This is a genomic window from Microbacterium sp. NPDC089696, assembly GCF_044749125.1.
Taxonomy (GTDB): Bacteria; Actinomycetota; Actinomycetes; order Actinomycetales; family Microbacteriaceae; genus Microbacterium.
This window is the reverse complement of record NZ_JBIVHF010000001.1, coordinates 667,514-679,872: the sequence shown is the minus strand read 5'-3', so window position 1 is coordinate 679,872 and position 12,359 is coordinate 667,514. Positions and strand designations below refer to the sequence as shown.

General features: G+C 70.3%; 7 protein-coding genes. 3 read left to right on the top strand and 4 right to left on the bottom strand.

Features of this window, described 5'->3' with window-relative positions; translation table 11 throughout:
• Positions 1-37 precede the first annotated feature (37 nt).
• From ACIPY8_RS03215 to ACIPY8_RS03205, 3 genes are read left to right on the top strand one after another with little or no spacing between them, the layout of a single operon-like run.
• Positions 38-1,462 (top strand): polysaccharide biosynthesis tyrosine autokinase, encoded by a 1,425-nt coding sequence (locus ACIPY8_RS03215; protein ID WP_400814889.1) that lies wholly within the window; start codon positions 38-40, stop codon positions 1,460-1,462.
• Positions 1,459-2,781, top strand: coding sequence for a polysaccharide biosynthesis protein (locus ACIPY8_RS03210; protein WP_400814887.1), 1,323 nt, complete (start codon positions 1,459-1,461; stop codon positions 2,779-2,781). Before ACIPY8_RS03215 ends, ACIPY8_RS03210 begins: the two co-directional genes overlap by 4 nt.
• Complete coding sequence (locus tag ACIPY8_RS03205; protein ID WP_400814884.1) at positions 2,778-3,992, top strand: hypothetical protein; 1,215 nt, start codon at positions 2,778-2,780, stop codon at positions 3,990-3,992. Before ACIPY8_RS03210 ends, ACIPY8_RS03205 begins: the two co-directional genes overlap by 4 nt.
• 89 nt (positions 3,993-4,081) lie before the next feature.
• On the opposite strand, the gene ACIPY8_RS03200 is transcribed toward ACIPY8_RS03205, so the two are convergent.
• The 4 genes from ACIPY8_RS03200 to ACIPY8_RS03185 form a co-directional block, all read right to left on the bottom strand.
• Positions 4,082-9,745, bottom strand: a complete 5,664-nt coding sequence (locus ACIPY8_RS03200) for a PKD domain-containing protein (RefSeq protein ID WP_400814882.1) — start codon at positions 9,743-9,745, stop codon at positions 4,082-4,084.
• A 180-nt stretch (positions 9,746-9,925) separates the two neighbouring features.
• Positions 9,926-10,570, bottom strand: coding sequence for a hypothetical protein (locus tag ACIPY8_RS03195; RefSeq protein ID WP_400814880.1), 645 nt, complete (start codon positions 10,568-10,570; stop codon positions 9,926-9,928).
• A 62-nt stretch (positions 10,571-10,632) separates the two neighbouring features.
• Positions 10,633-11,550: a glycosyltransferase gene (locus ACIPY8_RS03190; protein ID WP_400814878.1), complete on the bottom strand. Its 918-nt coding sequence runs from the start codon at positions 11,548-11,550 to the stop codon at positions 10,633-10,635.
• Positions 11,547-12,284: a CDP-alcohol phosphatidyltransferase family protein gene (locus tag ACIPY8_RS03185; RefSeq protein ID WP_400814876.1), complete on the bottom strand. Its 738-nt coding sequence runs from the start codon at positions 12,282-12,284 to the stop codon at positions 11,547-11,549. The genes ACIPY8_RS03190 and ACIPY8_RS03185 overlap by 4 nt, the downstream gene beginning before the upstream one ends.
• Between the last annotated feature and the right edge of the window lie 75 nt (positions 12,285-12,359).

The window sequence follows — 12,359 nt, the reverse complement described above, 5'->3', positions numbered from 1 at the left end:
GAAGACAGCACGCTCGGGCAGGGGGAGAGGGAACACCATGACACTGCAGGACTACATCGACGCCCTGCGTCGGCAGTGGATCGTCATCGTCGCGCTGACGATCATCGGCGCCGGCGCTGCGTTCGGCTACTCGCGCACCCTCCCGCCGGAGTACAGCTCCACCGCGGCCGTCATGGTCATCCCCCAGCGCGGTGACAGCACGAACGAGCTCGTCCAGGGATCCAGCTACGTGCAGAGCCTCGTGCAGACGTACGCCGTGCTCGCCTCCTCGCCGCTCGTGCTCACCCCCGTGATCGACGACCTCGAGCTCGACGAGACCGCGACCCAGCTCGCCAAGCGCGTGTCGGTCGTGAACACGCTCAACACGGTCGTGATCGAGATCTCCGTCACCGACACCGACAAGGAGCGGGCGCAGGAGACGGCCGCGGCCATCACGGACTCGCTCATCTCCGCCGTGGCCGACGTCTCCCCCAGCGATGCCGAGGGCGCCCCGGCCGTCCGGCTCGAGACCATCGCGCCCGCGCGTGAGCCGCAGGCGCCCATCGGCCCCAACACCCGCCTCTTCGCGATCATCGGCGCCGCGATCGGATTCGGTCTCAGCGTCGCCTACGCGCTGTTCCGCCGCGTCCTCGGCACGCGCATCAGCGAGCGCTCCGACATCGCGGCGGTCACCGACGCACCCGTCCTCGGCGAGATCGTCGCGTGGCGACGCACCTACACGATCCTGTCGACCATGCTGCGCAGCCGCGACAGCCGCTCGGCCGAGTCGTTCCGCGCCCTGGCCGCGAACCTCAAGTACGTGGCCGTCGACCGGGACCTGCAGGTCGTGATGATGACCTCGTCCGCCCCGCATGAGGGCAAGTCCTCGGTGAGCATCGGCCTCGCCGCCGCGCTGGCGGAGTCGAACCACGACGTGCTCCTGATCGACGCCGACCTGCGCCGCTCCTCCGTCGCCACGGCCCTGCAGCTCGAAGGCGCCGTGGGCGTCACGTCGATCCTCGTCGGCGACGTCACCTTCGACGAGGCCGTGCAGCACTCCGAGGCCATGAACATCGACATCATCGCCGGCGGCGCGACGGCCCCCAACCCGGGGCAGCTCATCACCTCGCACCGACTGCGCGAGCTCGTCGCCGAGGCGCGGGAGCGCTACGAGTACGTCATCGTCGACAGCGCACCCGCGCTCGTCGTCTCGGATGCGCTGTGGCTCGCGGACCTGTCGGACGGAGTGCTCGTCGTGGCCCGTTCCGGACGGACGCGCCGCAAGCAGGTCAGCGCCGTGCTCAGCACCCTGAAGTCGACCAAGAAGGACGTCGTCGGCATCGTGCTCAACGCCGTCAAGCGCAACGAGAGCAGCCCGTACTACGTGCCGGACGCGCCCACCCGCACGTGGTCGCGATCGGCCAGGCGCACGAAGGCCGCGCGGGCCGCGGGAGAGATCGGCCGCGACGCCGGCGGCGCATGAGCGTACTGCTCGCACTCGGAGCGAGGGCCCTGTCGATGGCCATCTCGCTCGTGTGCGGCGTGCTCACGGTGCGCCTCATCCTGGGCGGCTCCGGCGTCGAGTACTACGCGCTGTACACCCTCGTGGCCTCGCTCCCCGGACTCATCTCGTTCTCGGACCTCGGCTCGGGCGCGGTGCTCGTCAACAGCATCGCGGTGAGCGACGATCCGCGGGGCGACCGCGTGATCCGCGCTCAGCTCACCACGGTCGGCCGCATCATGGTCGGCTTCGCGGGGACCGGCATGGTCCTCAACGCGATCCTCTACCTCACCGGCGCGTGGACCGCGATCCTCGGCGATGCCGGACGCATCCCCGGTGCCGATCTCGCGGCGTTCACGTCCCTCATGATCTTCTGCCTCGGCATCCCGCTCGGCATCTGGCAGCGCGTGCTCCTGGGCCTGCACAAGAACCACTGGATCATCCTCATCCAGGCCGCGCAGGGACCGCTGAACCTCCTCCTCGTCTGGCTTCTGGTGTCTTTCGCGCCGCCCTCGGCAGGGACCTTCCTGGCGCTGTCGTCGATGGTGTCCGGATTCCTGGTCGCCGCGACGGGGTTCGCCTTCGCCGTCACCGCGCTGTCCCCGCTGCTCGGACGCGCGCTCCGCGATGTCCCCCGCGTGCGCCGAGTGCCCGGGGTGCGGGTCATGCACGTCGGCTGGCCCATGCTCGTGCAGCTCGTCTCCGCGCCGCTCTCCGTCGCCCTGCTGCGCTATGTGCTCGCGCAGTCGGGCAGCACGCACGACGTCGCGGAGTACGGTGCCGTCGGTCAGGTGTTCTTCGCGATCAACGGCGTCGTCGCCGCCGGCGGGCTCGCACTCTGGCCGCTGTTCACGCGCTCCCGCTCCCGCGGCACCCTGACCCGAGGGCCCTACCTGATCGCCGCTCTGTTCGCGGGCGGCGCCGCCGTCATCTGCGCGATCGTCTGGGCCGTGTCTCCCTGGCTGTTCGCATTCATCACGGACGGCACCCTCGACGTCGCCGGATCGACGGTGCTCGCGTTCGGGCTCATGGTCGTGTGCCAGGCCGCCCTGTACCCTCTGGGCATGTTCCTCATGGACGAGGCGGGCATCCGGTTCCAGATGATCCCCGTCGCGCTCATGACGATCTCGACGATCACCCTCGCTCTGCTGATCACCCCCGCCCTCGGTTCCGCCGGCCCCGTCCTGGCGAACGCGTTCTCGGTGCTGGTCTTCCAGATCGTCCCCTTCGCGGTCTACATCTCCCGTCATCGTGAGCGTCTCATGGGCACGCCGCCGACGCCGGAGGAGGAGCCGACGTGAAGATCGTCGCCGCCCTCGCCTGCATCATCATCGCCGCCCGCGTCACCCTGCTGCAGGGCGTGACCGCGGGCATCGTGCTGAGCCTCCTGCTGCTGCCCGTGTGGATCGTCGCGATGTGGCGGATGCGCGGCGGGTCGGCGATCGTCAGCCTGGGCGGGCTGGCCATGATCAGCGGACTCGTGCTCACGGACTTCTTCGCCGGCGACCATCCCACCAGCGACTCGATGATGCAGCAGAACACGTTCACGCTGCTCGGGCTGCTGTGCGGCATCGGCGTCGTGGTGTGGGCGCGCACGATCCTCGGCACCGCCCCGACCGCGCTCTGGTACGGCTTCGGCCTCTCCGCCGGCGTGGTGCTGCACGGCGTCGACACCGACAACATCTGGAAGTTCGACCTGTCCGTGCCGGCGACGGTCGTGGTGCTCGCACTCTGCATGCTGAGCCGGAAGCTGTGGCTCGAGGTACTCGCGCTGCTGCTGCTGGGCGTCGTCTCGGCGCTCAACGACTCCCGCTCAGCCGGCTCCATGCTGCTCGTGGCGGCCGCCCTCGTCGTCTGGCAGGCCGTCAGCGCCCGACTGTCGAAGAGCTCCTCGACCGTGCGGACTCTCGCGGTCTTCGGCTTCACCGCCGTGATCGGCTACTCGGCGCTGCAGTCGTTCATCCTCGAGGGCTGGTTCGGCCGCGCGGCCGCCGTGCGCTCCGAGGAGCAGATCGCGCAGTCGGGATCCCTCATCCTCGGCGGGCGCCCCGAGCTCGGGGCCTCGAGCGAGCTGATCGCCGCCAACCCGTTCGGACTCGGCTCGGGAACGCTCGCGAACGGCATCGACCTGATGATCGCGAAGACCGGCATGGCGCGGCTCAACTACGACCCGAACAACGGCTACGTCGAGAAGTACATGTTCGGCAACGGCTTCGAGGTGCACTCGATGCTGGGCGACCTGTGGATCCGGTTCGGCCTGTTCGGCGCCGCACTGCTGATCGTCCTGCTCGTCGTCGTCGGACTCGGCACCGCACGCCAGGTCGCGGAGCGCCAGGCCAGCGGCCTCACGATCTTCCTCACGATCCAGATCTTCTGGGACTCGCTGTTCGCCCCGTTCTTCTCGACGTCGATCGCCACGCTGATCCTCGGGGTCGCGCTCGTGATGGTGCCCCGACCGCAGCGGTCCCACTCCTCTGCCGTCGATCCGGACTTCGTCAGCTTCGAGCGCTGACGGGCACGGCACGCCGTACACGGCATCGGGGCCCCGCATGGTGCGGGGCCCCGATGTCGTGGGTGCTGCGTGCTGTGTGCGGACGGGCCTCAGGGCTTGGTGATGCTGAGGTCGTCCCAGGTGAAGACCGTCGACGGGAGGGTCGACGCTCCGGACACCGTGTTCATGAGGCCGACCGTGCCGGCGACCTGCATCGCGGCGGTCGTGTCGGTCGCGGTGACCTGCCACGCGGCAGGCTCGGCGTCCGAGGCCTTCCACACCTTCGCCGACAGGGTCGTCGGGTTGGTGCCCGTGACCGACAGGGCCACGTTCAGCACCGTCCCCGGCGTGTACGTCACACCCGGCATCAGGTAGGAGCCCAGAGCCGTCTCATCCCGCAGGAGGTAGAGGCGCACGCCGCCGCCGACCTCGAAGCGGACCCGAGCCGAGTAGTTCGACCCCGCGACCTGACGGCCGATTACGGTCGCGGTCGCCGCACCGCCGGTCGCGACCTGATCGGCCGCCACCGAGACGCGGATCACGGCATCCGTCGCCGACAGGCCCAGGCGCGCCGTGCGCGTCTGCGAGGGAGCCATCGACACGAGACCCGCGGTGCCGGAGACCGAGTAGGCCGCCGATCCACCCTGCAGCGTCCACGCGCCGCCGAGATCGGCCGAGCCCCAGCCGCCGGCCGGGACCGTGCGGGTGAACGTGTCTGTGACGAGCGGGGCGTTCGCCGGAGGCGCCGTGACCGTGACCTGCGCGGTGCTCGTGCCCGTCGCGCCCTTGTCGTCCGTCACCGTGAGCGTCACCGTGTAGGTGCCGGCCGTGGTGTACGTGTGCGAGGCCGTCGCGCCGGTGGCCGTGCCGCCGTCGCCGAAGTTCCACGCGTACGCCGCGATCGTGCCGTCCGGGTCGGCTGAGGCCGAACCGTCGACCGCCACCGCGAGGCCCGTGGCCGTCGGCGTGAACGCGGCGACCGGTGCCTGGTTGGGCGCGGGAGCCACCGTCACGGCGGTCGTCTTCGTGGCGACGCCTCCACGGTCGTCCGTCACGGTCAGCGTGACCGAGTAGGTGCCGGCCGTGGTGTACGTGTGCGAGGCCGTCGCGCCGGTGGCCGTGCCGCCGTCGCCGAAGTTCCACGCGTAGGACTGGATCGTGCCGTCCGGGTCGCTCGAGGCGGAGCCGTCGACCGTGACCTTGAGACCCGCCGCGGTCGGCGTGAACGCCGCCGTGGGGAGCTGGTTCGGTGCGGTCGGCGCGGTCGGGTCGACCACGGAGAACGACTTCAGGCTCATGGTCGCGGTCGGCGTGGCCGACGTGCCGCCGAGGTACGTCAGGAGCCCGACGGACCCGTTCGCCTGCATCGCGGCGGTGGTGTCGGTGCCCGACAGCTGCCAGGCGGTGGGCTCGGCATCCGCCGAACGCCAGACCTTGACGCGCACGGTCGTCGGCGACGTGCCGGTGACCTGCAGACGGACCGAGAGGTCGGTGCCTGCCGTGTACGTGCCGGGCAGGACGTAGGAGCTGCCGATGGCGGTCTCACCGCGCAGGATGTAGATCCGCATGGTGTCACCGGCCTCGAAGCGCACGCGTGCCGAGTAGTTGTCCGAGCCGACCTGACGGCCGATCAGCGTCCAGGAGTAGCCGGCGCCCGTGCGGTCGACCGAGAACTTCGCCGTGAGGTCGGAGTTCTTGGAGGAGACGCCCGTGAGCAGCGTGCTGCGCGTGTCGTAGATGTTCGACGCGATGCGGCCCGTCGTGCCGTTGACCGAGAAGGCCGCGGCACCGCCCGAGGTCGTCCAGGCGCCGCCCTTGTCGGCGGTCCCCCAGCCCGAGGCCACGGTGCGCTGGAACTGATCCTTCGCGAGCTCCGTGAACTTCGGGGGCTCGACGGCGGTCAGGCCCTTCGACGCGGTCGCCGTGCCGCCGCGGTTGTCCGTGACGGTGACGGTGACCGTGTAGGCGCCGCCCGCCGCGTACTCGTGCGTCGTGGTCGGGGTCGTCGTGGTCGCGGTCGTCGAGTCGCCGAAGTTCCACGCGTAGGAGACGATCTGCCCGTCCGAGTCCGCCGATGCCGAGGCGTCGAGCGCGGCCGACAGGTTCGTGATGGTCGCCGTCAGCGCCGCGGTCGGCAGGACGTTCGGCGCGAGCGCCGCGGTGACCTGCGTGCTGGTCGTCGCGCTGCCGCCACGGTCGTCGGTCACGGTCAGCGTGACCGTGTACGTGCCGGGCGTGGTGTAGGCGTGCGATGCCGTCTTGCCCGTGGCCACCGCCCCGTCGCCGAACGACCAGGAGTAGGTCGCGATCGTCCCATCGGTGTCCGCCGAGGCCGAGGCGTCGACGGCCACGTTCATGTGGGTCGTGGTCGCGTCGAACGCGGCGGTCGGGAGCACGTTGGCCGCCCGCACCGTCACGGCCTGCGTGAGGCTGTCGGTCGCACCGCGGTCGTCCTTCACGGTGAGCTTCACCTGGTAGGTGCCGCCCGTCGTGTAGGTGTGCGCGGCCGTCGGACCGTCGGTCGACGTGGTGCCGTCGCCGAAGTCCCAGGCGTAGGAGGCGATCGAGCCGTCCGAGTCCGCCGAGGTCGACGCGTCGAACGCGACGGCCAGGTCGGTCGGGATCGAGCTGAACGCGGCCGTCGGCGCCTGGTTCACGGACCCGAAGGCGCCGAGCTGGTAGTGCTCGCTCACCTGTGCGGCCGTGAGGGCCTTGCCGTACACGGCGACCTCGTCGATCGTGCCCGTGAAGGTCGTCGCTCCGGCCCACCCGCTGTCGTTGCCGACCCGCCAGTAGCCGCTGTAGTTCTGCGCCACGGTGTTGGCGTTGGTGCCGACGAGGGTGCCGTCGACGTAGAACGCCATGCCGTCAGCGGAGAGAGAGCCCACGACGTGGTGCCACTGGCCGTCGTTGTACGAGCCGGACGTGCTGATCGTGAACTGCGCGTTGTTCCACACACCGAAGTTCAGCGCGCCGTTCGGCGTCATGTAGATGTGACGGTCGTTGCTGCTGCTGAGGCCGCTGTTGCTGTCACCGAATCCGACGATCTTGCCGCCCGCGGTGGTCGTGGTCTTGAACCACGCCTCGGTCGAGAAGATCTGCGGGGCCGTGTACTGCTTCGTCCCGGCCAGCCGCACGGTCGTCGAGGCGGTGGTCGGCGCCCAGCGCACGGCCTTGTTGCTCACGCCCGAGATCGCGCCGGTCTGGTTCTTCACGAGCACGCTCGTGTTGCCGGTGTAGGTGCCGGTCGAGGCGTTCATGCCCGAGTCCGCGGCGGTGGTGCCGGTGCCGGTCTCGTTCAGACGCCAGTAGAGCGTCGGGTCGAGGTCGAAGACGGACTTGCCGTACGAGTCGGCGGGAGCGGCGGGGATCGTGCTGGTGCGGCCGCTGGCCACCCAGTGCGCGTCGACCTCTGCGCGGGTCAGCGCCCGGTCGTAGACCGCGACGTTCGAGATCGAGCCGGCGAGGTACGCGCTCGTGCCGGTGTTCGGCCACGACCCGAAGTTGTCGCCGCCGATCCGCCAGTAGCCCGTGTAATCCTGCGCCGAGGTCGTGTCGGTGCGCTCGCCGATCTTGACTCCGTCGACGTACAGCACCTGTCCGGCCGGGCTCAGCGTCGCCACCACGTGGTGCCACTGGTTGTTGTTGAAGCCCGTGCCGCTCGTGATGGTGCTGGTCGAGCCCGGGTAGACGCCGAAGGTGACGCGCCCCGAGTTGTCGAGGTAGACGTGACGGTCGTAGCTGCCCGAGTTGCCGGTCGCGGCGTTGCCGAAGCCGACGATCTTGCCGCCGCGGGTGCTGTTGGTCTTGAACCATGCCTCGACCGTGAAGGTCTGCGGTCCGGCCGTCGCGTTGGTCGTGCGTGCGCCGGAGCCCGATGCGCCGGTGAACGTCGTGGCCGTGGAGGTGGCCGACGGGCCGGTCGCACCGCGCGTGCCGTTCGTCACGATGAGGTCGTTGCCACCGGACCAGTCGAAGCCGGCGGCGCCGCTGCCCTCGTTGAGGGGCCAGTAGTCCACGGGCGTGCTGGTGAGGACGGCGTCGTCGTACGACGTGGAGACGCCGGCGGCCGCGGTCGTGACCGGGGTCCAGTCGCCCTGCGTGCTGTTGCCGAAGGCATCGATCGCCCTGACGCGGTAGCTGTACGTCGTGCCGGGCACCGCCGTGGTGTCGCGGTAGGACATCGCCGGACGCGTCCAGAAGTTCGAGAGCTGGTCGGTCTCGTAGATGGGCGTGGTCATGCCCTTGTCCTGGCGGAAGACCTGGTACTTCAGGCTCTGGTTGTCGCGGTCGTAGTTCGCGGCCCAGGAGAGACGGTTCACGCCGGTCTGGAACGAGGTCGCGCTGAGCGTCCATGCGCCGCCCTGCACCTGCGGGCCCTGCTTGTTGGGCGCGACGGTCTTCTTCGCGAAGCGGACGATGCCCTGCTGGCTCGCACCGTTCACCTTGAGGAACTCGCCGCCGACGAGCAAGTAGTCACCGGAGGCCGAGACCTGCCACGGACCCTGGTACTGGCCGGTGTAGTTGCCGGGGACGTACTCGGGGTACCACTGCAGCAGCGATCCGGCCGGGTTGCCCGCGAAGTTGCGGTAGCCCTGCGTGTCGTTGGTGATGAGAGCGCCGCTCGGTGCCTTCGCGAAGGCGAGCGAGTGCTTGTACGACCGCGGGTTGGTCTCCGGGAATCCGGCGACGTTGCCGCAGTAGTGCGGGTGCCCCACGACGTAGATGACGTCGCCGACCGGGGAGATGTCGTAGCTGTCGCCGTGGCAGTCCTCCATCCAGATCAGGCTGCCGTCGGACCAGCTCGCGCGGAATCCGCCTTCGAAGCCGTCCTGCGAGGTCCCGCCGTAGTCGAAGCCCGTGCCGTAGACGCTGTCGCCGTCGGAGGACAGCGAGTACATCGCGGCCGCGGTGCCGCCGTTGCGGAGCACGCTGTTCATGGCCCAGGGCATCAGGGTGCCGGTGCTCGCGTCGAGGGCGGTGATGCCGCGACCCGGGTTGGTCGATCCGTTCACGGAGGTGAAGGAGCCGGCGATGACGACCTTGGAACGGTCGGGGGAGACGACGATGCCCTTCGCACCGTAGCCGCCCTGCACGTCGGCGGTGAACCCGGTGACGGCGCCGTCCGCGGGGGAGACCGCTGCGACCTTCGTGCGCTGGGTGCCGTTGATGGTCGTGAACTCGCCGGCGAGGTAGATCGCGGAGTCGGTCACGGAGACCGCGTCGATGCGGCCGTTGGCCTCGGGGGCCCAGTTCGTGATGAGGGCTCCGGTCGCGGTGCTGAACGCCGCGATGCGGTACCGCCAGGCGCCGGCCGCCTGCGAGAACATGCCGGCGACGTAGATGCGGGACCCGTCGGCCGACTTCTTGATGTCGAGGACGGTGCCGTTCGTGCCCGGGTTCCAGGACGAGATCAGGTTTCCCGTGGTCAGGTCGTAGGCGAGCAGGTTCGCACGCGGCGTCTCGTTCGTGCCGGCGGCGGCGCCGGCCGGACGGGCCTGCGCGAAGCTGCCTCCCACGTAGACGGTGTTGCCCACGACCTCCTGCGCGTAGACGACACCGTCGATCTGCACGGTCGGCAGCGCATCGGCGGCGAACGTCTCCGGCGTACCGGCGGCGGGCGTGGTGTCGGCCGCGGCGACCGCGGGCACGGTGAGCGCCCCGACGGTCAGAGCAAGAGCTGTGGCGACAGCTCCCCACAGCTGCGCGGCGCGCGTGCGACGAGCGCCGCGCTTCTCGGCCGCGATGATACGGCCGCCCCAATTGATGTGCACTTTGTTCTCCCCAGAATCTGCACGGCGCACGCAGAAGCGGCGCTCTATGAAGACCGCCTCCCACAGGCGACCTTTTCCCCTGCGCTGATGCTAGCGGTATACCGGTCAGATTGGCAAGACGCAAGTCGAACGGAATCTTCGGAGTGTCCGACCTTCGGCCAGACGGACGGCTGAGTGCGGTCAGCCGACCGCGCCGCGGAAGACGAATGCGGGCTGACCGGCGCGGTAGTCGACCGTGAGGGTCACGTCGCCGCGCTGGTTCTCGGGGATCGTGTAGACGTACACGCCCTTCGCCGTCTTGCCGGAGTCCAGCGTGCCCTCGAAGGGTGCGCCTCCCGGGCGGACCAGACCGCCCGCGGGCGTGCGCCCCTCGCCGATGTAGGCGTTGACCGAGATGAGACCGAGGTCGACGGCCTCGCCCGTGTCGTTCGTGAGCTCGAGCGTGAACTGCACGGCGGGCCCGGCGATCTCACCGGCCTGCACGGCCTCGCCCTGCACGGCCGTCATCGTGACGATGCGGGCCACGAGACCGTCGCCGTTGTCGGCCGGTTCGTCCGGCGCGACCGGGGTGAGCTCGGGCATGGTGCCGGATGGCTCGGAGGGGTCCGGCGTGGGCTCCGCGGTCGGATCGGCACCGGCCGAGGCATCCTCCGTCGCGCTCGCCGACGGCGACGGGGTCGGCGAGGCGTCGGCGTCCTTCGGGGCGCCGGAGGACGTCACGGCGAAGTACACGACGACCGCGATGACGACGACCGCGATCGCGGCCACCCACCACCACATCCGACGACGTGGACCGCCGGCCGTTGCGCTCGACTCTTCGCTCATGTCCGTCCCATCCCCCTGCTGCCGTCCGTGCGGTTCCGCCGGATGGGGGCGATTCTATCCGGTCAGCCCTGCGGCGAGCGCCGAGCGATCCGTCGCCCGTCGCGCCAGCCCCGCCATACCGCCGACAGGGGGCGCCACGGACGCAGCAGCTGACGCCGACCGCCGCGCAGCAGCACCTCGCGCGCGGCCTCCGCGGACGACGAGTCCCACCGTCGCACGGTCTCGGCATCGAGGAGCTTCTGCGCGAGCAGCATCCGGTTGCGGATGTTGTAGTAGTAGTACAGCGGCGACTTGGCATGCACGTCGGGGTCGCCGATGCCCTGCGTCCCGCCTTCGTCGTGCACGGCCTTCGCCTGTTCGACGAGCACGAGAGCACCGCCGGAGTCCTCGACCCGCAGCGAGAAGTCGACGTCCTCCCAGTACAGGAAGTAGTCCTCGTCGAACCCGCCGGTCGCGACCCAGGCCGCTTCGTTGATCATGAGCGCCGCGCCGGTGAGCCACCGCCGCACGCGGGCCTCGGGATGCCGCTGCGCCCAGGCGCGCCCGTGCGTCGCGCCGTCGTCGAGGTCGAGCACGTGTCCGGCCGACCAGACGCGGCCGGCGCCGTCCTGGACGAGGGGCGCGGCGACCACGATCGCGTCGCCGTCGACCGCGTCGAGGAGGAGGTGCGTCGACGCGGCGTCGATCGTCGCGTCGGGGTTGATGAGGAGGAACCGGGTGCGTCCGTCGCGGCGCGCCGCCTCGACGCCGCGGTTGACCCCGATGCCGAAGCCGAGGTTGCCCTCCTGGAGCAGCGCGACCCATCCCTCGCGTTCGGCGAGGACCCGCACGCGTGCGGACTCCTCCGCCGTCGACCGGTTGTCGACGACGTACACGGCGGCGTCCGGAAGGGAGCGGGCGGCGTCGACGAGGTTGCGCTCGAGGAGTCCGGAGGACCCGTAGTTGACGACGACGATCGCGAGCGTGGACTCGGCGCTCATCGGCCGGTCCCGCTCCCGACGCGATCCATCGCGCGGAACCAGCGCACCGCGGCGAGCAGGCAGAAGGCGGCGGCCGCGGCGAAGAAGAAGGCGTAGGCGACGGCGAAGGCCGTGGTCCATCCCCACAGCACGTACACGAGGCACACGATGCCGTAGTCGACCGGCAGCAGGAGGATCGACCGGAGCGAGCCCCCGCCCCCGGTGTCGGCCGCGGACGCGACGCCGCGGGCGGCCTTGAGGAGGTCGTTGAGGATCATGCCGAAGAACGTCGCCGTCGCGACGATCGCGAAGCCGAGCGGGACGAGCAGGTAGACGTCGGGGAGATCAGTGAAGCGGAAGACGGCGACCGCCGTGGCGAGAGGTAGGGTGACGATCTTGATGGAGTCGATGAAGTGGTCGAGCCACTCCCCCGCGGGTGATCCCCCGCCCCGGAGCCGCGCGACCTGGCCGTCGGCCGAGTCCAGCGCGTAGCCGATCGCGAGCAGCAGCCACACGAGCAGACCGGTCCACCAGGCCGGCTCGACGAGGGCCAGCACGAGGATGCCGGAGAACGTGAACAGCGCGCTCACGCCCGAGACGCCGTTCGGGGTCATGCCGAGCCGGTACGCGATCGCCGCGAACACCCGGCCGACCGGGCGGTTGACGTAGACGCTGTACGCGGGTGCACCCGCGGCCCGGCCCTTCTGCGCCGAGGCGAGACGCCTCAGCGAGTCGGCGAAGCTCTCCGTGGTCATTCGGCGTGTCCCCTCCGTCGAACCCCGCAGAGAGGGCGTCGATCACCAGATAGAGTATGCCTTGCCGAGGGGGCA